The 21,858-nt window shown below is 38.8% G+C and carries 16 protein-coding genes, 1 other RNA gene, 1 riboswitch and 1 other annotated feature; of the genes, 15 read left to right on the forward strand and 2 right to left on the reverse strand.

Annotated elements, in window-relative coordinates:
- Positions 1-72: 72 nt before the first annotated feature.
- The 4 genes from hisS to LKE46_RS01355 all read left to right on the forward strand — a co-directional run bounded on the left by hisS (position 73) and on the right by LKE46_RS01355 (position 4,349).
- The gene (gene hisS, locus LKE46_RS01340; protein ID WP_291717690.1) at positions 73-1,320 is read left to right on the forward strand and encodes a histidine--tRNA ligase; all 1,248 of its coding nucleotides are present in this window, start codon (positions 73-75) and stop codon (positions 1,318-1,320) included.
- 25 nt (positions 1,321-1,345) lie between these two features.
- Positions 1,346-3,124 (forward strand): aspartate--tRNA ligase, encoded by a 1,779-nt coding sequence (gene aspS / locus LKE46_RS01345; RefSeq protein WP_291717692.1) that lies wholly within the window; start codon positions 1,346-1,348, stop codon positions 3,122-3,124.
- A gap of 44 nt (positions 3,125-3,168) precedes the next feature.
- Positions 3,169-3,347: non-coding RNA, 6S RNA (gene ssrS, locus LKE46_RS01350), on the forward strand.
- A 57-nt stretch (positions 3,348-3,404) separates the two neighbouring features.
- A complete protein-coding gene (locus LKE46_RS01355) occupies positions 3,405-4,349 on the forward strand; it encodes a DMT family transporter (protein WP_291717695.1) in 945 nt (314 codons plus the stop codon).
- 55 nt (positions 4,350-4,404) lie between these two features.
- Here the strand turns inward: LKE46_RS01355 and LKE46_RS01360 are convergent, their stop codons facing one another.
- On the reverse strand, positions 4,405-5,064 hold the full coding sequence (locus tag LKE46_RS01360) for a DUF6483 family protein (RefSeq protein ID WP_291717697.1): 660 nt from the start codon (positions 5,062-5,064) through the stop codon (positions 4,405-4,407).
- 191 nt (positions 5,065-5,255) lie between these two features.
- Here LKE46_RS01360 and trhA point away from each other — a divergent pair, with 191 nt between their 5' ends.
- The 4 genes from trhA to nadC all read left to right on the forward strand — a co-directional run bounded on the left by trhA (position 5,256) and on the right by nadC (position 9,394).
- On the forward strand, positions 5,256-5,906 hold the full coding sequence (gene trhA, locus LKE46_RS01365) for a PAQR family membrane homeostasis protein TrhA (protein WP_291717699.1): 651 nt from the start codon (positions 5,256-5,258) through the stop codon (positions 5,904-5,906).
- A 112-nt stretch (positions 5,907-6,018) separates the two neighbouring features.
- Positions 6,019-6,930 (forward strand): quinolinate synthase NadA, encoded by a 912-nt coding sequence (nadA, locus tag LKE46_RS01370; protein ID WP_291717701.1) that lies wholly within the window; start codon positions 6,019-6,021, stop codon positions 6,928-6,930.
- 41 nt (positions 6,931-6,971) lie between these two features.
- Positions 6,972-8,567: an L-aspartate oxidase gene (nadB, locus tag LKE46_RS01375; protein WP_291717703.1), complete on the forward strand. Its 1,596-nt coding sequence runs from the start codon at positions 6,972-6,974 to the stop codon at positions 8,565-8,567.
- Positions 8,564-9,394, forward strand: a complete 831-nt coding sequence (gene nadC / locus LKE46_RS01380; protein WP_291717705.1) for a carboxylating nicotinate-nucleotide diphosphorylase — start codon at positions 8,564-8,566, stop codon at positions 9,392-9,394. The genes nadB and nadC overlap by 4 nt, the downstream gene beginning before the upstream one ends.
- Before the next feature lie 51 nt (positions 9,395-9,445).
- On the opposite strand, the gene LKE46_RS01385 is transcribed toward nadC, so the two are convergent.
- Complete coding sequence (locus LKE46_RS01385) at positions 9,446-10,834, reverse strand: sodium:solute symporter family protein (protein WP_291717707.1); 1,389 nt, start codon at positions 10,832-10,834, stop codon at positions 9,446-9,448.
- A 140-nt stretch (positions 10,835-10,974) separates the two neighbouring features.
- Positions 10,975-11,191: a binding site (T-box leader), on the reverse strand.
- A gap of 186 nt (positions 11,192-11,377) precedes the next feature.
- On the opposite strand from LKE46_RS01385, the gene LKE46_RS01390 reads away from it, so the two are divergent.
- The 7 genes from LKE46_RS01390 to LKE46_RS01420 all read left to right on the forward strand — a co-directional run bounded on the left by LKE46_RS01390 (position 11,378) and on the right by LKE46_RS01420 (position 21,803).
- A complete protein-coding gene (locus LKE46_RS01390) occupies positions 11,378-13,870 on the forward strand; it encodes an MBL fold metallo-hydrolase (RefSeq protein WP_291717709.1) in 2,493 nt (830 codons plus the stop codon).
- 287 nt (positions 13,871-14,157) lie between these two features.
- On the forward strand, positions 14,158-16,143 hold the full coding sequence (tkt, locus tag LKE46_RS01395; protein ID WP_291717711.1) for a transketolase: 1,986 nt from the start codon (positions 14,158-14,160) through the stop codon (positions 16,141-16,143).
- Between the two features lie 143 nt (positions 16,144-16,286).
- Positions 16,287-17,450, forward strand: coding sequence for an iron-containing alcohol dehydrogenase (locus LKE46_RS01400; RefSeq protein WP_291717713.1), 1,164 nt, complete (start codon positions 16,287-16,289; stop codon positions 17,448-17,450).
- 106 nt (positions 17,451-17,556) lie between these two features.
- Complete coding sequence (locus tag LKE46_RS01405; RefSeq protein WP_291717715.1) at positions 17,557-18,507, forward strand: DUF1861 family protein; 951 nt, start codon at positions 17,557-17,559, stop codon at positions 18,505-18,507.
- Between the two features lie 28 nt (positions 18,508-18,535).
- A complete protein-coding gene (locus tag LKE46_RS01410) occupies positions 18,536-19,627 on the forward strand; it encodes a glycoside hydrolase family 130 protein (protein WP_291717717.1) in 1,092 nt (363 codons plus the stop codon).
- A 79-nt stretch (positions 19,628-19,706) separates the two neighbouring features.
- On the forward strand, positions 19,707-20,651 hold the full coding sequence (locus LKE46_RS01415) for a D-alanine--D-alanine ligase (RefSeq protein ID WP_291717719.1): 945 nt from the start codon (positions 19,707-19,709) through the stop codon (positions 20,649-20,651).
- Positions 20,652-20,794: 143 nt separating this feature from the next.
- Positions 20,795-20,894: riboswitch (SAM riboswitch) on the forward strand.
- A gap of 75 nt (positions 20,895-20,969) precedes the next feature.
- A complete protein-coding gene (locus tag LKE46_RS01420) occupies positions 20,970-21,803 on the forward strand; it encodes a MetQ/NlpA family ABC transporter substrate-binding protein (protein ID WP_291717721.1) in 834 nt (277 codons plus the stop codon).
- Positions 21,804-21,858 lie beyond the last annotated feature (55 nt).

The following is a 21,858-nucleotide window of genomic DNA, read 5'->3' on the forward strand; positions in this document are numbered from 1 at the left end:
TGAAAAATGAACAGGGCAAATATATAATGGTTATTGATACAAAGAAATTAAACAGAGAGGAAGTAAATATTCATGGCTATTCAGTCACCTAAAGGTACTAAAGACGTACTGCCTAGTGAAATATATAAATGGCAATATTTAGAGAACAAGTTCCGCAGTATAGCGGCATCTTATGGACACAGGGAAATAAGAACCCCTGCATTTGAATACACTGAATTGTTTCAGAGAGGTGTGGGGGAAACTACGGATGTTGTACAGAAGGAGATGTATACTTTTGAGGACAGGGGCAATAGAAGCATCACACTGAAACCTGAGGGAACATCTCCTGCTGTAAGGGCGTTTGTTCAGGGAAATCTTTATAATGAAGCCCAACCTACAAAATTATTCTACTTCACCCCGGCATTTCGATATGAAAATGTCCAGAATGGAAGACTGAGGGAACATCATCAATTCGGGATAGAGGCATTTGGAGCAGAAGGACCTTCCATTGATGCTGAAGTCATAAGCATAGCAATGAGAGTTTATAAAGAGTTGGGTGTGAATGACATAGAACTCAATATAAACAGCATAGGCTGTGCAAAGTGCAGGAAAGAATACAATACTGCACTTAAAAAGTATCTTTCAGAGAGATATGACGAACTGTGTGATACATGCAAGACACGATTTGATAAAAATCCAATGAGGATACTGGATTGTAAAATAGACGGGAAAAAAGAAGTTGTAAAAAATGCACCCAGTATACTCGACTACATATGTGATGAATGCAGGGAACATTTTGAAGGCCTTAAAAAGTACTTGAAGGCACTCGGCATAGAATTCAAAGTAGACCCGCATATTGTAAGAGGACTTGACTACTATACCAAGACCGTGTTTGAAATAATAAACAATGACATGACCATATGTGCCGGAGGAAGGTATGACTATCTTATAGAAGAAGTAGGGGGGCCGTCTATACCTGCAATGGGTTTCGGAATGGGAATAGAGAGGACGCTTCTTACCCTTGAGGAAAATGGAATAGAAATACCAAAATCGCCTTATATAGATTTATATATAGGTTCTATTGGAGATACTGCAAAGATGGAATCACTCAAACTGGCAAATCTATTGAGAGAAAACAATCTGAGATGTGAATGCGACCATATGAATAGAAAAGTGAAGGCTGAAATGAAATATGCAAATAAAATAGATGCACGATTTACAGTTATAATAGGAGAAGATGAGATTAAATCCGGTATTGCAAAATTCAAGAGAATGGATGATGGACAGCAATACGAGTTGAAGCTGGATGATTTTGATGAAATAGTCAGCATAATTCAATAATATGTATAACAGGAGTTGAGTATAAATGGGAGAATCTTTAGAAGGTTTGAAAAGAACCTCTATGTGCGGTGTTCTCAGGGAAGAAAACATAGGAAATGAATTCACTGTAATGGGATGGGTTCAAAGGAAGAGAAACCTTGGCGGACTTATATTTATAGATTTAAGAGACAGAACCGGTATAATCCAGGCTGTTTTTGGAGAGAAAATAAATAATGAGGCATTTGAAAAGGCGGATACTGTAAAATCCGAATACTGTATTGCAATCAAGGGTACTCTGGTCAAAAGAGAATCGGTAAACAGGGAAATACCTACTGGAATGGTGGAACTGGAAGGTGAATACATAAAGATATTCTCCAAATCTGAAACTCCGCCTATATATATAAAAGAAGATCTGGATGCGGCAGAAAGCATAAGGCTGAAATACAGATACCTTGACCTGAGAAGGCCTGACATGCAGAAAATATTCAAAATAAGGCACAGGACAGCAAAGGTAATAAGAGATTTCATGGATGAGGAAGGATTTCTGGAAATAGAGACCCCCGTACTTACAAAGAGTACTCCAGAGGGAGCAAGGGACTATCTTGTACCAAGCAGAAACTATCCGGGAAAGTTCTATGCCCTTCCACAATCACCACAGCTTTTCAAGCAGCTTCTCATGGTGTCTGGATACGACAGGTACTTTCAGATTGCAAAGTGCTTTAGAGATGAGGATCTGAGGGCAAACAGACAGCCTGAATTTACACAGGTGGATATGGAACTCTCATTTGTGGAGGAAGAGGATATAATTGAGTTGAATGAAAGGCTCATAAAGAAGATATTCAGGGAAATTGCAGGAGTGGATGTAAAACTTCCTATTGAAAGAATGACCTATGAAACTGCAATGAACAAGTATGGAAGTGACAAACCTGATCTGAGGTTTGGAATGGAGATAAATGATATAACTGATGAAGTTCGAAACATGGATTTCATGGTATTTAAAAGTGCAATTGAATCAGGAGGTTCTGTAAGGGCCATCAAAGTAGAAAATTGTGTTTCCATGGGAAGAAAGCAGATAGATAAGCTTGTTGAATTTGTAAAGGACTATGGATTAAAAGGACTTGTATGGATAGCAAACAGGGAAGATGGTGTTAAATCTTCCATAAGTAAATTCCTGAACCAGGAGATTATAGATTCCATATTTTCCAGGATGAATGTCGATACAGGCGATCTGGTACTTGTGGCTGCGGACAGGAATAGTACGGTACTCCAGGGACTTGGGGCACTTAGAGTCCACATGGCAAAGCAGACCGGAATACTTGAGGGAAACAATGAATTCAGATTTGTATGGATAACAGAGTTCCCGCTTCTGTCATACAATGAGGATGAGAAGAGATATGAGGCGGAACACCATCCATTTACCATGCCCATGGATGAGGATATAAAGTATCTGGATACTGATCCTGGCAGGGTAAGGGCCAAGGCCTATGATATAGTGCTGAATGGAGAGGAAATGGGAGGCGGAAGTATAAGAATACACGATACGGAACTGCAGCAGAAGATGTTTGAAGTTCTGGGATTTACAGACAAATCTGCCTGGGAGAGATTTGGTTTTCTGCTTCAGGCATTTAAATACGGCCCGCCTCCACATGGAGGACTTGCATATGGATTTGACAGAATGGTAATGTTTTTGGCTGGAACGGACAATATAAAAGATGTCATTGCATTTCCTAAAAACCAGAATGCCTTCTGTCCTCTCACGGAAGCACCTAATATAGTAGATGAAATACAATTGAAGGATCTTGGTGTCCGTATAGATGAAAAATAAGAAAATATGTAGTATAATGATAATATAATTTTATATACAGCTGACAATTCCTGCTGTGTACGTAGGTTCGAGTTCATATTGACCGAACATATCTAGAAAGGGAACTTGACTCTTTTTGTGAAATGATACCTGGTGAATATCAGGAACAGGAAGCAAAAAGGCGGTACCCACCTGCTTGAAAGCGGGTTCAAATAACTTGGGCTTACGGCATGGCGGGGTTTGTTTTGCTGCGATTTTATTCCATGTGAACCCATATCAATTTCAAGGGAGATGGTTATAGATGGGTTATGCATATATTATTCTAACTGCAGTAATATTCAGTACCATGGAGATAACAGGAAAGTTGGCTGTGGGCTTGAATCCGATCCAACTGAATTTTTTGAGATTTGCCATAGGCGGACTGATATTACTTCCATCGGCAGTCAAAGCTATAAAGGCCAGGGGTATAAAACTGAAAAAAGATGATCTTTATTATTTCCTGGTAGCGGGATTTCTCTGTGTCGTAGTAAGCATGTCCTTCTTTCAGCTGGCTATTACTTACACAACGGCATCTACAGTTGCAATAATATTCAGTACTAATCCTGTGTTTACTGTACTGCTTGCATATATTGTATTGAAAGAGGAATTGAACAAGGGGACCATTATATCTATACTGTTGAGTCTTGTGGGAATCTTTTTCATATTGAATCCTTTTGGTACAAGTGGTGATGTGAAGGGAATAGTACTATCAATACTGGCAGCAGTTACTTTTTCCATGTACAGTGTACTCGGCAAAATGAGATCCGGGAAATATGGAAGTATAGCCTTGAATTGCATTACATTTTTAATTGGCGATGTTATTATGCTTGTAATTATATTGATATCCAAACTTTCCGCAATTAGAAGCATGATAAACCCTGATGGAAATTTGAATTTCATGTCCAATATACCTATTTTTGAAGGAATAAACGGGGATAATATAATTCCGCTGATATTTCTGGGAATTGTAGTAACCGGACTCGGGTATATGTTTTATTTTCTTGCAATGGATGCTACTTCTGCAACCAAAGCCTCAGTGGTATTCTTTATAAAACCTGCCCTGGCACCGATTCTTGCATTGATTATACTTGGAGAAAAAATACCACTTAATACCGTTGCAGGAATAGTGCTTATTTTGATAGGTTCCTACTTTTCACTTACAGCTAAAGGCAAGGTATATAAAAAACAGGAAGAAATTACAAATTGATACTGCTAAAGAATTTCCAGGATTCAATGGACGTATGAACCCTGGAAATTTGTAGTTACAGTCTGGACTGGAGTCCTTTTATCGATTCTTGAATTTCCTCTTTTGAAAGTCCTCCCTTTGTTAAATCAGAATCTTCTTTTGACAATAGGTCATTATAAAATTTAAGTGCTTCTTCTATACAGCTTCTACTGTATTTGGCTTCTTCCAGTATATAGTAAATTACATCTTCTGCCTTGTCATATCTGTTTGTTTCCGTGTAGTAGTTTCTGATTTTTTCTTCTAAAACAGTAGGAAGCTTATATTGAAAAACATTATCTATTAAAGGCTGTATATCCTTGAAGTATTCTTCCAGGTCGCAGTGTTCACTTCTGTTCATATACGCATCGAGGAATACATCCAGAGATTTCTGGTTTATGTAGAAGGCATCATTCAGCCTGCCCTGTTTTTCAAGTATAAACCCCTCCTCCTCCAGAAGTTTTGCAATCATTATGCATCTGTCCGTATTCTGTCTTCTGTTACTGCTTGCCATGTCTATAATATTTTCCGTAGTAAAGGAATTGAAGAATTCAAGGCCAAGTCGGAATACGTCCTTGAAGGCATCGCCTATTAATTTAACAGCAGCTTCATAGTCTTCATCATTTTTCTCTGCTTCTATATTATTCAAATAGTCCATAAACTTTTTTATCAATTCATTTGTAAGGCTTTGCTTGAGCATTTGTAAAGATCATCCTCCTATTTGTATCCATTATACAATAAATTCTTTGTATGCTGTATATTTTATAATTAATAATATCACAATATAAATGTATTGAATATAAATTTGTATTGTGATATTATTATATTACCACATATAGTTATGATAACTATATGTGGTAATATAATAATAAATTTTGGGAAGTGATTTATTTGGAAGGGGATTTGAAATTCTACACACGAGGAGAAGAAGTTGCCAATGCAGTAACGCACGGAATAGGTGCAGGTCTGTCGGTAGCCGCACTTGTACTTCTGATCGTATTTGCAGAGAATAAAGGAGACAAATGGTATGTACTGAGTTATACCATATACGGTATTTCTCTTCTTTTACTATACTTGGAATCCACATTATATCACAGTATAACAAACATGAAGGTAAAGAAACTGTTTAGAATATTTGACCATGCATCGATCTATCTGCTGATAGCAGGTACTTATACACCATTTACACTGACGGTATTGAGGCCTACAGTTGGATGGATCATATTCGGTATAGTGTGGACACTTGCTATCGCGGGAATAATAATGAAGGTTTTCTGGATAGGAAGGTTCAATGTGATTTCTACTCTGATATATATTGGAATGGGATGGATAATAATATTTGCCATGAAAAGGCTCATGATGCTCCTGCCAACTGCAGGAATAGTGCTGCTTTTTGCAGGGGGCATTATATATACTGCAGGAGCGGTGCTCTATTTGATTGACAGGATACCGTACAATCATGCCATATGGCACTTGTTCGTAATGGGCGGCAGTATATGTCATTTTCTCTGCATACTTCTATATCTTTTCCCCGCCAAATAAGCTGAATGGGTATTGTCCTGATGAATGTGGACGATACCTTTTCTATTGTTAAAAAAAGAAAAAGAGTATATACTAGTGTATATACATATAATAATGTTTTAGGAGTGTGGAGATGGATAAATCATTGTTGATTGAAGAGATAAATAGATTGAAAGCTGAAAGGGACGCCTGTATATTGGCACATAATTATCAGATACCTGATGTACAGGATATAGCGGATATAGTCGGAGATTCTTTTGCGCTCAGCAGGGCGGCTGCAGATCTGGATAACAAGGTGATAGTGTTCTGCGGTGTAAGGTTTATGGCGGAAAGCGCAAAAATTTTATCCCCGGATAAGATCGTACTTCTGCCAGCAGCCAATGCAGGCTGTCCACTGGCAGATTCTATAGATGAGAAACAACTTGAGAGGGAGAAAAAAAATTATCCCGATGCAAAGGTGGTATGCTATATAAATTCCTCAGCGGAGGTAAAGGCTGCCAGTGATATATGCTGCACCTCTTCAAATGCAGTAAAGGTTGTTGACAGCATTGATTCAGAGCAGGTAATTTTTGTACCGGATCAAAATCTGGCTTCATATGTGGCGGAAAAGGTGGAAAATAAAAAGATAATACCATGGCTGGGCAATTGCATTACCCATGTAAGAATAACAATGGAGGATGTTTTCAATATAAAAAGAGAACACCCGGAGGCCGAGATGCTGGTTCATCCCGAGGTTAGTGAAGAGATAAGGGCAGATGCCGACTTCGTGGGGAGTACTTCACAGATAATAGACTATGCCCAAAACTCAAAGTGCCAGGAGTTTATTATAGGAACGGAAATAGGAGTACTGCACAAGATGCAGAATGACAGCCCGCAGAAAAAATTTTATCTGCTCAGCAAAAGACTTGTATGCGAGAATATGAAGATGACATCCCTTTATGACGTTTACAGGTCACTGATGAATATGGATAATGAAGTCATTGTCCCCGAAGATGTAAGTACAAAGGCATTGAGCTCCCTTGACAGGATGCTATCCGTAAAATAAACACTATAAAGTTTGGAAGGTGATGTAAATTGAAAAGATATATGGCTCATTGCAGTGGTGCTCCCATAACCAGTGAGCAGTATTATGACATAATTATAATAGGAGCTGGAATATCCGGGCTCTATACGGCGCTTATGCTTCCAGAAAATTTTAAAATAGCAGTTCTAAGCAAAAAAGATTTATTTGATTCGGATTCCTGTCTGGCACAGGGAGGGATTGCGGCCAGTATAGAAGATGATGACAGAAAGCTTCACGTAGAAGATACCCTCGATGCAGGCTGCTACATAAATGATAAGGAAGCTGTGAATGTACTTGTGAACGAATCCGAAGATGCCATAGACAAGCTGTTGGGGATTGGAGTGGAGTTCGACAGGGACAGCAGTGGGAAATATTATAGATCTCTTGAAGGGAATCATTCCATTCCAAGAATACTTCATGTCAACGGTGATGCTACAGGTAAGGGGATAATGGATGTACTCATTAAAAGAGTTGAGGATGCTCCAAATATAAAGGTCATAACTGATATACTTGCCGTGGATATTGTAACGGATGAGAAAAAATTTACAGGGCTCACTGCATTCTGGAAAAACAGGTTTATCTATTTCCGGGCAGGAATTTGTGTCATGGCATCCGGTGGAATAGGACAGATATTTTCAAAAACCACCAATGTGGATGTGCTTACGGGAGATGGAATAGCAATGGCACTTAGGGCAGGGGTGGATTTGGACAATATGCAGTATGTGCAATTCCATCCAACTGCATTGTATTCCCGTAATACGGGAGACAGGTTGTTTTTAATATCAGAGGCAGTCAGGGGAGAAGGTGCGGTTCTCAGAAATGCATGCAAAGAAAGATTTATGGATCGTTATGACAGAAGAAAGGAACTGGCACCGAGGGATATAGTAGCCAGGGCGATAGAGGACCAGATGAAAAGGTACAATTCGGATTACATTTATCTGGATGCCACACTGTATGACAGAGATTTTCTCGAAAACAGGTTTAATACTATATATTCAAAATGCATGAGCAGGGGAATAGAAATGGATAAAGATTATGTCCCCGTAACCCCGGCACAGCATTATTTCATGGGCGGTATAAAAGTAGACTTGTACAGCAGGACAAATATTAAAAATCTCTATGCCGTTGGAGAATGTTCATGTACAGGCGTGCATGGCGCAAACAGACTTGCAAGCAATTCTCTTATGGAAGCACTTGTATTCGGTAAAAGGGCAGCAGAGGATATTTCAAATAAAATGGACACTGACAAAGATGAAAAGAGCAATAATTTTCATGCTGATGCAGCAGAGAAGAAAGTAAAAAATAGATCACAGGAAATAGACAGGAATGAAATTATACTTCTTAAAAAGAAGGTAAAGTATTGTATGGATGAAAATGCAGGCATAGTGAGAAAGCTTGACAGTCTTGAACAGGCGCTTTCAACTGTGAACAGTATCATGGATAAAATTGAAAATGCAGTATGTACGGATATGAAAAATTATATTGAGCTTTATAATATGTGTCAGGTGTCACGGTGTGTTATTTTATCTGCCATTGAAAGCAGGACTTCCATAGGCAGCAATTATGTGGAAGAATATTGCAAAAATCCGGTTTCCAAAAGTTGGGGTGGTATCAATTGAATTATTTAATATTGGATGAATTTATAAAAAGAGCCCTGGTTGAGGACATAGATTATGGTGACATTACTACAGACAGCCTATTTGGCGGGAATGAAATTTCAGAAGCCAGAATTATTTCCAAGGACAACGGTATTATTTCAGGGATTCATGCGGCAGAGAGAGTATTTCATATTGTGGATGGAAATATAGAATTTCAAATTGAAAAAGAAGATGGTGATTCTGCAGGGTATGGGGATATACTGGCAAATATAGGTGGAAGTTCAAAGTCCATATTGAAAGGGGAGAGAACCGCACTCAATATAATGCAGAGGATGTCCGGTATTGCCACGGCAACAAGGAACATGGTGAATCTTGTAAAGGATTTTGATACCAGGATAGTTGATACGAGGAAAACCCTCCCGGGCTTTAGAATGCTTGATAAATATTCGGTAACTGTGGGGGGAGGATATAACCACAGAATGAGTTTATCTGATTATGTAATGATTAAGGATAATCATATAAAGGCGGTAGGTTCAATAAAAAAAGCAGTTGAAACAGTGAAGGAGAAACTGCCTTTTACACACAAAATTGAAGTCGAGGTGGAGAATCTGGATCAACTGAAAGAAGCACTTTCTACGGCGGCAGATGTGATAATGCTTGACAATATGGACATAGAAACTATGAAGAAGGCTGTGGAATTAATTGATGGAAGATTTGTGGTGGAAGCTTCGGGAAATGTAAGTGAAAAAAATGTGGCTGATATTGCAGCTGCAGGAGTTGATATTATATCAATAGGCAGTCTGACCCACTCTGTTAAGGCATTTGATATCAGCCTTAAATTTAGATGATACTGTCTGGGGCTGCCGCACTAATTTTTTAGTGCGGCAGCCCTATTTAAATTAAATGGATATTTTGTTTTTATCAATGACTGCTATCAGCATAAAGGTTATGAAACATACTATCCACTCCATATATATTACATGGGGGAATATCCTGAAAGAAGGTACCAGCTGCCATAGAAACAGGACTATTATACCTGCCAGCGTGGTAAAAAATGCGGAACTCTTTCTGCAGAATCCAGGGGCAAACACGGTGAACAGAAATACAAGAGTGAAAGCGGTACAAAGGCTGAGACCAAGGGATATGGTCTTTAATATGCCAGACATGGACAGGGCCATGACAAAGGTAAGTATACCTATAACTACAACAAATAATTTGGTCATTACAATCAGTCTGTGACTATTTATTTTAGGATTCAGGAATTTTTTGTAGATGTCATTTGTAAATAATGTGGATGCACCCAGAAGCAGATTGCATGCTGTAGACACATCTGCAGCCCAGAGGGCTGCAAGAGTCAGCCCTGCTGCAAAAGGATTCAGTGACAATATCATTTTTGGGAGCGCCATGGTGGCACTTACATCGGGAAAAGTAGTTTTAGCCGCCATTCCGATTATGGAGCATAAAAAGCCTATTGGTATCATGAGAAAGCCGGCTATGATGAAGCCTCTTTTTGCCACCTTTGGATTTTTGGCTGCAAATGCCAGTTGTACAGGCCCTTGCATGGACATGACCTGGGTTGCCATAATCAGGAACCAGCTTATAATTATCCACATTCCGGTACCCTGAACGGGATTGAAATAAGGTACATTTTGCGGAAGCTGCAGTTTTATGTTCTCGAGGCCTCCTCCTGAAGCGATGGCAAGCAGGGTACATATGATAATACCTGTATATTTCAAAGGCACGTTGAACAGGTTGCATAATCCGGAAGACCACATTCCCCCTATGAAGGTTATCCCTATGAAAACACATGCACTTACGAGCATACCGGTTTTAATGGTAAATATTCCAGGAAGTAGAGAAGAAAGAATTGCACCTCCTGCTATGTACTGGAGTGATACGACTACAGTCAGAATAATTATCTGGCATATTACACAGATAAGTCTGCCCTTTTCATCATAAAATTTCCCAAAGAGTTCAGGTACTGTAGACACGTTGAATTCACGATACTTGCCGGCAATTCCAAGCCCCATTACTATTGCTGCAAAGCCCCAGGCCACATTATACCACCCTGCAGACAATCCGATATCATAGGCCTGTTCAGCCACCCCTATTGTAGATGCGCCACCAATGGCAAGACCTATAAGGGAACAGGTTACGAGAGGTGTTGTAAGCTGACGCCCGGCCAGTGTATAGCTTTCTCCTCCTTTTACAGCTCTTTTTCTTGCAAAGAAGCTTATTATGAAAAGCATTAATATGTAGATGATAATTATTATTAAAGATATGTTCATTTTATAATTCCCTCCTATTTTGTTTCTCACCTTTCAAAAATAATTAAAAAAAGACATAAAAAAAGTCCCCGATCAAGGGACGAAAAGTCGTGGTACCACCCTAGTTAAACAATAAAAATTGAAATAAAAAAAGTACCGATTCAAGGGACGAAATAATCGTGGTACCACCCTACTTTGGAAACAAACACTATTGTTTTTCTCTTACTATTAACGGGAGTCAGCCGGCACAGCCTACATAATCACATGATTCAGCCTGCAGTTCAGGAATGTATTTCATAAAGCAGGCCAGACAGTTTGCACCAAACACCGTCTCTCTTCGCAGCGTACTAAATTACTTCTTTCCATCTTTACTTTTATTTATATATAAGTTATTATAGTTTAAAATATTTGTGAAATCAAAGGATAAAATGCATGTCTACCGCTGATTAAGTCTATATTTCTGTGAATATGTAGATATTCCTTGTAATTGCTGGTCATGACATTATATTATGTTATAATGTTTCAATAAGCTGAAATTATTTTAACAACTGGTAGGTGGTATAGGTGAAAATTTCGTTTTTGGGAGGAGCCCGTGAAGTTGGGGGAAGCTGTATACTGTTGAATATATCAAACAAGAATATACTTCTTGATTGTGGAATAAGGCAGAGTTCTTCAAAGGATCCAATTCCCGACTTTAAAATCATCCAGGAAAGTGGTGGAGTAGATGCAATAATTATAAGCCATGCACACATGGATCACATAGGATGTCTTCCGATAATAAGCAAGGAATATCCTATGGCCAGGATATATGCAAATTTAATGACAAAGGACCTTATGAAGGTCTTGCTTTATGACAGCTTGAAAATAATGAACAACAGGGAAATGGAGATTCCGCTGTATGCGGAGAAAGATGTAAAGTCCATGCTGAACAGGGTGTTCCCGATAAACTACATGGTGGAATTTTCTATATTCGAACATATAAAGCTGTGCTTTTATGCAGCAGGGCATATAGCAGGTGCTTCATGCATATATTTAAAATCACCTGAGGGAACAGTGCTCTATTCGGGAGATTTCTCAATATTTTCACAGAGAACCGTAGATGGGCTGAAGCTGCCGAAGCTCAGACCGGACATAGGAATTTTTGAAACTACATATGGCGACAAACTTCATTCAAACAGAGAAGTGGAAGAGGAAAAACTTGTAGACATAGTGAATGAATGTATTGTGAAAGGCGGCAAAATGCTTATTCCGGCCTTTGCACTTGGAAGAGCACAGGAGATCATACTCATAATAAAAAGGGCCATGAATAAAGGCCTGATTAAAGGTGTAAAGGTATATGTAGATGGAATGATAAGAGATATAAATCGGGTTTATAAATTAAATCCCGTTTATCTTAAGAATTCACTGGGCAAAAAAATTTTCAGGGGGATAGAGCCCTTCTATGATGGCAATATAATTCCGGTGGAAAATAGAGATACAAGGGAAAAAATAATAGAAGGCAGGGAGAGCTGTGTCATAATTTCAAGTTCAGGTATGCTTACAGGGGGATTCAGCCAGTATTATGCGGAAAAACTGGCTCCACTTGAAAGCTCGTATATAGTTATAACCGGCTATCAGGATGAAGAATCTCCAGGAAGAAAGCTTCTGAATCTTCTGGAGGAAGAAGATAAAAAACTGGAATTGAACGGGAAGCTGATACCGGTGAGATGCAGTGTAAAAAAAGTAGGACTTTCGGCCCATGGCGATAAAGAAGAAATAAAATCCCTGATAAAGATGCTTTCACCGAGAAATATATTTATGGTTCATGGAGATGAGAAGGTAATTGAAAGCTTTTCAAAAGAAATTTCCTGTGAAGCAAGAGCCAGGGTATATTCCCCAAAGTGTGGGGAAAGTTATCATATAAATGTAAATAATCCCAGAAAGCAGCTGAGCAGACAGATAGCAAAGATTATGGGAGAAGAAGGTTCTTTAAGCAGGATGGATATGGAAAAACTCTGGAGATTTGTTGCCAGCAGCTATGGGCAAAAATTTTTTACTGCAGAGGAACTTGCTTTTATCTGGACAGGTGAGGAAAATTCGAGCAGTGATCTGGAAGTCATATCAAATTTTCAGCAGAAGCTGATGGAGTCCATTTATTTTGAAAATGATGTGAAAAGGCTGTTTATGTTTAAAGCAAAGCCAGAGCATGAGGTTGCTGAGCTTTTGAGGCCAAGGGAATTGAAGCCAAATGAACTGAATGATCTGGTGGATAAATACTTTGGAAGCTTCAAGTTTAAAAAGGCAGGTTTTATTTATGGGCAGAAGAAGGTGGTTTTGAACTTTGATTTTCCGATTGTTGTTGAAAAACGAATATATGATGTCATAAAGAAATTTAAAAATGATGTTGGATGGAATGTTGAAATTTCCAGTTCTGTAAATATAAATGAAGCTTCAAATATTATAAGCAGGATGCTGTATGGAGCCGATATAAGAAAGATTTCCTACAGACTGGATGAGAACAGGGTTGAGGTAAATCTGAATTCCAATTTTCATGTTGATAAAAAGGTTGTGGATGAGTTTGCCAAAAATACAGGGCTTCAGCTTATATTCAAATTTCCTGTTGAAACAATATGTGAAAAGATAACTACAGAGAGTGATAAAAGCTGCAGTCCCATGGAACAAAACAAGGCGTTGAATTTTATTGACAGAGAATTTGAAAGTAGGGAATTCAAACCCTATAGGAAAAGTATAAGGTCGGATGAAAGCGGAAAATATATAGAACTTAGTTTTATAACACCTGTGATAGGGAAAAAATATGAAAAATATATAGAAAGGCTTGAGGATAGTACGGGATGGAATATAAAAATATCAGACGGCATAAACCAGAATCAAATAATAAATGAGGTAAAGCTGCTCTGCGGTATTAAAAATATAGAGCTGAAAAAAAGTCCATCCTTCAACATGATTGATTCAACTGTAACCTTGAAATTGAAAAATTCAGAATCAGAAGAAAAAATTCAGTGGATAAAACAAAAAATTGAACACGATACAGGCTGCCCGGTAATAGTCGATTTATAATTATTTAAAAAATTTTAATTTGACTATACTGTATACTCAAAATGTGGGCTATTATTATACTCCCTGGTTTTATAATATATGACATAGGGTTTTAAAAATGCAATTTTATACTGCAAATTGATTTTATATGCTGTGAAAATAGTAAATTGTATATTTTTAATATTGCAATAGGTTTTCTGGATTGAAGGACAAACAAGTTGAATATAACGAAAAACTTTTGTACAATATAATAGGCATATCAAAAGAGATCTGTTTCGACTTTCAATAAGGTGAGGAGTGAAGTATATATGAAAAACATAGAAGATCTAGTGGTTAATAACATAAGAATACTTTCGGCGGAAATGGTTCAAAAAGCAAACTCGGGTCATCCGGGGTTTCCTATGGGTGCGGCTCCGGAAGCATATGCAATCTGGGGCAGAAACATGAAACATGATCCAAAGGACCCCAATTGGATTGGCAGAGATAGATTCGTACTTTCGGCAGGGCATGCTTCGGCAATGTTGTATTCACTGCTGCATCTGTTTGACTATGGCTTGACAATAGATGATTTAAAAGGTTTTCGCCAGTGGAACAGCAAGACACCAGGACATCCGGAGCATGGTCATACAGTAGGTGTTGAGACTACTACTGGACCTCTGGGACAGGGAGTTGGAAATGCTGTTGGAATGGCTGTTGCAGAGCAGTTTATGGCTGCCAAATTCAATAAACCTGGATTTAACATAATAGACAATTATACGTTCGTATTGACTGGTGACGGCTGTCTTATGGAAGGGGTTGCATTGGAGGCAATTTCCCTTGCGGGAAACCTGGGCCTCGGGAAGCTCATACTTGTATATGACTGCAACAATATAACTATAGAAGGAGATACAGATCTGGCGGTTTCGGAAGATGTTGCGAAAAAATTTGAAGCATGTGGATGGCAGGCATTAAAGGTTGAGGATGGAACCAGTGTGGATAAGATAGATTCAGCTATAAAGGAAGCCAAAGCTGAAGCAAGCAAACCAAGTGTAATAATAGTGAAAACTCAGATAGGATACGGATGTCCTGAAAAACAGGGTAAATCTTCAGCACACGGAGAGCCTCTGGGAGAAGAAAATTTGAAGGCTACAAAAAAATTTCTCGGATGGAATTACGACAGGGAATTCTATGTTCCTGACGAGGTAAGGGATTTCCTCGATGAAAAAATAGAGAAATTTGATGCTGAAAAGGATACATGGGATAAATTGAAAGCTGAATATGACAGGAAATACCCTGAACTTTCAGAGGAACTGAACAGATGGCTGAGTGGAAAGGCAGCAGTTGACCTGGATACTGAAAAAGATTTCTGGGAATTTGACAAGGTCATGGCAACAAGGGCCGCTTCTGGAAAGCTCATTAACAAACTTGACAAAATATTTCCAAACCTCATAGGAGGTTCAGCTGATCTGGCACCGTCCAACAAAACAAATATGAATGGAGAAGGGGATTTTTCCATAAAAGACAGGTCGGGAAGGAATCTTCACTTTGGAATAAGAGAACATGCCATGGCCTCAATAGCAAATGGAATAGCTTTATATGGCGGATTAAAGGTATTTGTAGCAACTTTCTTTGTATTTACGGATTATATGAAAGGTGCTATGAGACTGTCCGCTCTTATGAAACTGCCTGTAGTCTATGTCCTCACCCATGACAGCATTGGAGTAGGAGAAGACGGGCCGACTCATGAACCAGTTGAACAGCTGGCTGCCGTAAGGAGTATACCTAATATGACCGTTTTCAGACCTGCAGATTCAAAGGAGACGGCAGCAGCATGGGATTATGCCCTTACAAAAGCCGATGGGCCGACGTGTCTGGTTCTTACAAGGCAGAACCTTCCTCTATATGAGGAAACCGGTATTGAAGCTCTAAAGGGAGGGTACATACTGAAGGATTCCAAAAAGTCCATACCTGATATAATACTTATGGCTACGGGATCTGAGGTTGAACTTGTATACAAGGCATGGGATGAACTTGCTAAAAAAGGTATAGATGCAAGAGTAGTAAGCATACCTTCCTTTGAAATATTTGAAAAACAGAGTGAAGCCTATAAAGAAAGTGTCCTTCCAAAGCAGGTCAGAAAGAGACTGGCCGTAGAAGCTGCGACTTCCTTCGGCTGGCACAAATATGTGGGCATGGATGGAGAGGTTATATCAATAGATCACTTCGGAGCCTCTGCGCCGGCAAATATATTATTTAAAGAATTTGGATTTACAGTAGAAAATGTAGTGGATAGGGCAGTGAAAATTTTAAAATAAGCTGGATTATTCAGATAAATAGCCATAAGTTTGGTTTTGCTTATGGCTATTTATGTTATATACTAGTAACATAGGTAAAATAAAAATGTAGATTGCAGAAGATTTTCTGCATAAGAGTCTTCATGAAAAGGAGATGTTTAGATTTGATTAATTTTCATTACTCAATTCCTACTGAAATTTTTTTCGGGAAAGACCAGATAGGTGTCCTGGGAAAGAATATAAGGAAATATGGTTCCAAGGTTCTCCTGGTATATGGTGGAGGAAGTATCAAGAGAAACGGGATATATGATGCTGCAGTTAAGATTTTAAAAGAAAACAAAATAAAGTTCTGGGAGCTTTCCGGAGTGGATCCAAATCCACGAATATCCAGTGTAAGACAGGGAGTGCAGATATGCAGGGAAAACAGGATAGATTTTATACTGGCAATTGGCGGAGGAAGTGTAATTGACTGTTCAAAAGTAATATCGGCTGGATTTTACTACGGAGGAGATCCCTGGGACATAGTTACTGACCCGTCTAAAATAAAAAAGGCCCTGCCTGTTGGAAGCATATTGACTCTGGCTGCTACGGGTTCTGAAATGGACATATTTGCCGTAATTACAAACGAGGATACCAGGGAAAAACTAGGAACCAGAAGCCAGTGTATAATACCAAGATTCTCAATACTCGATCCAACTTATACGTTTACCGTATCAAAAAAACAGACGGCGGCGGGAACTGCTGATATAATGAGCCATATACTTGAAATATACTTCAACAATACAGAAGGTGCCTATCTTCAGGACAGAATGGCCGAAGCCCTTTTGAGCACTTGTATAAAGTATGGACCAATAGCACTTGAACATCCTGACAGCTATGAAGCAAGGGCAAACCTGATGTGGACTTCAAGTCTTGCCATAAATGGACTGCTGACTTACGGCAAGGTCAAGGGATGGAGCGTACATCCAATGGAGCATGAGCTGAGCGCATTTTATGATATTACACATGGTGTGGGATTGGCCATATTGACACCTTTTTGGATGGAATATGTGCTTGATGAAAATACTGTGGACAGTTTTGCCGGGTATGGTATCAACGTATGGAATATAGATGAGAATGAAGATAAATTTGCTGTAGCCAGAAGTGCCATAGAGAAAACGAGAGAATTCTTTAATCTCCTGGGACTTCCATCAAGACTGAGTGATTTGAACATAGGACAGGAAAACTTTGAAAAAATGGCTGAAGGAGCTACAAGAGCTGGAAAAATAGGTGAGTTCAAGCCTCTTTCCAAAGATGACGTCATAAATATATACAAGGCAGCACTGTAAATATATTTTCCCCTACTTTTGACAAGTAGGGGTTTATTATTATGTGATTATACTTATAATAATTATTGAGAGCATATAAATCAATTTTAGAAAGGTGTAAATTCAAATGATAATTACATGTGACAATTTACTGAAAAAATATAGGGACAATAAAACAGAAAAGATTGCAGACAGGGTGAAATTTGTAGGTATATTCCACAAGGATGTTTACAATATAACTGCACCGTTTATAAACAGGGGAAGAATTGTAATGGCAGGAAGGGTTGAGTCCAAAATGGGCAATGATTCCATGGTGTCATTTTTTGAAAAATACAAGGATGCCTGGTGTCATATAATAGAGTCGCCTGTCATGAATCTGGAAGATCCTTTTTTTACCAGGATAGGTGACGAGATGATAGTAGGCGGGGTTGAAGTTTTCAAGGATATAAATAATCCTTACAACTTGATATGGCGGACTATAATGTACAGAGGAAAGGATATTTTTCATCTGAAACTTTTCTTTGTAGGGCCGGATGGCATGAAGGACCTGCGTATAACTGAACTCAAGGATGGCAGTATAGGTGTATTGACACGCCCTCAGGGAGCAAAGGGAGGAAAGGGGAAAATAGGATTTATAAAAATAAGGAGACTGAGCGATCTGAGTATAGGGGTAATTGAAGATGCACCTATTCTGAATGACTTTTTCAGTGATGAGGAATGGGGTGGTATAAACAGTATTTATCCTATTGATGAAAACAATATAGGCCTTTTGGGGCATATAGCAAAATTTGATGAGTACGGTATGAAACACTATTACTGCATGACATTTGTTCTTGAGATAAACTCCATGAAATACAAGGATGTCCGTATAATTGCGGAGAGAGGGGATTTCCTGCCCGGACCAAGCAAAGATAAAGTTTTGTATGATGTAGTGTTTGGAGGCGGGCTTACCTTTGATGGTAAAAAGGCAGTGATTTATGCCGGAATAAGCGATATTGAGGCCCAGACACTTGAAATAGACAATCCGTTTTATGAGTATATGGGTGAAGACAAAAGTGGAGAATTGGAGACTTTCTAAATATTTCAATATTGTTATAGGAGGAGAAATGAGTATAAAGAGATATGGATTTAATCCTATTATAAAGGCCGGAGATGTTGAACCTTCGTGTAAAAATCTTAAGGTTGTAGGGGCATTCAATCCTGGAGCCGCCATATATAAAGATCAGATAATACTGGCATTTAGAACTGCTGAAGCAGTTGATAATCCGGATGATGATTTCTTCCGGGTACCGATTGTGGATTCCAGCACAAGTTGTCTGAAGACTGTGGATATAGACAAAAGTAACAGAGATTATGATTTTAGTGATTCACGTGTAATAAAAAATATAAAGAAGCCATATGATTTTGAATACCTCACATCTATTTCCCACATAAGACTTGCAAGGAGCGATGATGGTATAAATTTCGATGTAGACGAGAGACCATTTATTTTCCCGGAAAACAAGTATGAAAGTTTCGGAATAGAAGATCCAAGGATAACCAGGATAGACAGCAGCTACTATATTACCTACAGTGGTGTTTCCAAGTATGGAATAGTAGTTGGTCTGGCTGTTACAGAAGACTTCAAAAGCTATAGAAAACTGGGTAATATATTTAATACGGAGAACAAGGACGCGGTAATCTTTCCGGAAAAAATAGGGGGGAAGTACTTTGCACTGAACAGACCGGTATCCAGAAGTACCGGCAAACCTATGATCTGGATATCTGAATCCGACAATCTGATAAATTGGGGTAATCACAGGCTGCTGGCATGTACAAGGGAAAATTGCTGGGATTCACGGAAAATAGGGGCAGGTATGCCTCCCATAAGGACAGATGCCGGATGGCTGGAGCTGTACCACGGTGTAGATGAACATGAATGCTACTCAATGGGGGCTCTTCTGCTGGATCTGGATGATCCTTCAAAAGTTATCGGGCGAAGTGAGGAACCTGTTTTATATCCCTGTGAGGACTATGAGACAGAGGGCTTCTTTTCAGATGTGGTTTTCCCCTGTGGTGCTGTTGAAATTAGGGATAAGCTGTATATATACTATGGTATAGCAGACAGTTCCATCGGGCTGGTTACTGCGGATACGGGTGATATTCTGAATTCTATTGGAGTGGCCGGTGAACCACAACATGGTAAAAATATTTATTGAGTGGCTCTTTTCTTATATCCGGCGATGTGTAAAATAAAAGATAAAGGATAGTATAACAGTATTTAGCGGAGGAATTGATATGAAAATAGGAGTTATCATGGGGGGAATATCCTCGGAGAGAGAAGTATCACTGAATTCTGGAAGAGAGATAATGAGTTGTTTTGATAAAACAAAGTATGAAGTAGTTCCAATTGTTATAGACAAAGAAAGAGATATTATAGATAAAACAGCAGGTATAGACTTTGCATTTATAGCACTTCACGGGAAATTCGGAGAGGATGGAACGGTTCAATCCGTTCTGGAAACTCTGGATATACCTTATTCCGGATGTGGACCTCTTACAAGTTCCATCTGTATGGACAAGGATATGACAAAGAAGGTGCTGAAGAGTGCAGGAATTAAAACTGCAAGGTGGATGTGTGTCAAATCCACAGATGAAATAGATTATGATTATTTGGATGAGATTGGGTATCCACTGGTTGTGAAGCCAAATTCAGGTGGATCAAGTGTGGCGACAAATATAGTCAAAAATAAAGAGAATATGGAAGATGCAGTAAATCTCGGCTTGGAATATGATGAAGAGGTCATGATTGAGGAATATATAAAAGGCGACGAAATTACCTGCTGCATTTTAAATGGAAACACGCTGCCGTTGATTCAAATAAAACCAAAGACGGAATTCTTTGACTATGAGGCAAAATACACTGAAGGTGCTTCGGATGAAATAATTGTCCAGCTTGAGGAGAAACTCCAAGGTGAAATCGAGGAGATATCCCGCAAATGCTGGGATGTGTTGAAGTGCAGGGTATACGTAAGAGTTGATCTGATTGTAAAGGACAATATACCTTATGTACTTGAACTCAATACACTTTCGGGTATGACAAAGAACAGTCTGTTCCCGAAAAGTGCGAAAGCTGTAAATATGTCTTACAGCCAGCTCTTGGACAAAATAGTTGAATACTCCATGGAAGAAAATCACGGTAAGATGGATAATGAAAAAATATGTGCGCCAGCTGAATACTAAACAGACAAATGCAGCCCTGTATAGATGATTAATTAACATTTATACAGGGCATTTTCTGCTTGATATGTAAACTGTTGAGAAGAGCATTGACAACGAAAAATTGTGATGATATAATCACTTACATGAAAAAATGAATCAAGATAAACTTATCAAGAGAGGTGGAGGGATTGGCCCTGTGAAACCCGGCAACCAGTATTGTATACATTGGTGCTAACTCCTGCAGCGAAAGCTGAAAGATGAGAAAATCATTAAGGTTTCAAACCCGGGGGATTTTCTCGGGTTTTTATTTTGATTAAACTAATTTGAGGGGGAACTTTTATGAAAAACATCAAAAAGACACTGGCAATTATATTTTCTTCTGTATTTGTTTTGACAGCATTATCAGGATGCGGAAGCAGCAGTGCAGGAAATACCGGAAGTGATACGTCAAAAAGTGAAAAGAAGGAGATAACAATAGGTGCTACACCAAAGCCCCATGAGGAAATACTTGAGAAGGTAAAGCCTATACTCCAGAAAGAAGGATATGAGCTGAAAATAAAAGAGTTCACAGACTATGTAACGCCAAACAAGGCTCTGGCATCTGGAGAACTGGATGCAAACTTCTTTCAGCATATACCATATCTTGAAGACTACAACAAAAAAAATGGTACGGATTTGGTTCCCGTTGCAAAAGTTCATATCGAACCGATGGGGATATATTCCAACAAGATAAAGAATTTAAAGGATCTAAAGGATGGGGCTGAAGTTGCAATACCGAATGATGCTACAAATGGTTCCAGGGCACTTAAACTGCTGGCAAAGGAAGGACTTGTAAAAGTAAAGGATGGAGAGCTTATTTCCAAGCTTGATATAATGGAAAATAAGAAGAACCTGAAGGTTCAGGAACTGGATGCTCCACAGCTTCCTAGAGTACTGGGAGATGTAGATGCCGCAGTTATAAATACAAATTATGCACTTGAGGCAAACTTAAATCCTACAAAGGATGCACTTGCCATAGAATCAAAGGAATCACCTTATGCAAATATAATTGCAGTAAAGAAGGAAGACAAGGATAAGCCTTATGTAAAGGCTCTTGTGAAGGCTGTAAATTCACCTGAAATCAAGAAATTCATAGAGGATAATTACAAGGGAAGCATAATTCCTGCATTTTAGTATGCAGACAAATTGAAATTTTCACAGTAGAGGTGATGTATTGTAAAAAAAGCAG

It is taken from the genome of Clostridium sp., assembly GCF_022482905.1.
Classification (GTDB): domain Bacteria; phylum Bacillota; class Clostridia; order Clostridiales; family Clostridiaceae; genus Clostridium_B.

Bases quoted from the DNA above. Each gene is read 5' to 3' on its own strand.
- hisS (WP_291717690.1), top strand. From the start codon at position 73: ATGGCTATTCAGTCACCTAAAGGTACTAAAGACGTACTGCCTAGTGAA.
- aspS (WP_291717692.1), top strand. From the start codon at position 1,346: ATGGGAGAATCTTTAGAAGGTTTGAAAAGAACCTCTATGTGCGGTGTT.
- LKE46_RS01355 (WP_291717695.1), top strand. From the start codon at position 3,405: ATGGGTTATGCATATATTATTCTAACTGCAGTAATATTCAGTACCATG.
- LKE46_RS01360 (WP_291717697.1), bottom strand. From the start codon at position 5,064: ATGCTCAAGCAAAGCCTTACAAATGAATTGATAAAAAAGTTTATGGAC.
- nadA (WP_291717701.1), top strand. From the start codon at position 6,019: ATGGATAAATCATTGTTGATTGAAGAGATAAATAGATTGAAAGCTGAA.
- nadB (WP_291717703.1), top strand. From the start codon at position 6,972: ATGGCTCATTGCAGTGGTGCTCCCATAACCAGTGAGCAGTATTATGAC.
- LKE46_RS01385 (WP_291717707.1), bottom strand. From the start codon at position 10,834: ATGAACATATCTTTAATAATAATTATCATCTACATATTAATGCTTTTC.
- tkt (WP_291717711.1), top strand. From the start codon at position 14,158: ATGAAAAACATAGAAGATCTAGTGGTTAATAACATAAGAATACTTTCG.
- LKE46_RS01405 (WP_291717715.1), top strand. From the start codon at position 17,557: ATGATAATTACATGTGACAATTTACTGAAAAAATATAGGGACAATAAA.
- LKE46_RS01410 (WP_291717717.1), top strand. From the start codon at position 18,536: ATGAGTATAAAGAGATATGGATTTAATCCTATTATAAAGGCCGGAGAT.
- LKE46_RS01415 (WP_291717719.1), top strand. From the start codon at position 19,707: ATGAAAATAGGAGTTATCATGGGGGGAATATCCTCGGAGAGAGAAGTA.
- LKE46_RS01420 (WP_291717721.1), top strand. From the start codon at position 20,970: ATGAAAAACATCAAAAAGACACTGGCAATTATATTTTCTTCTGTATTT.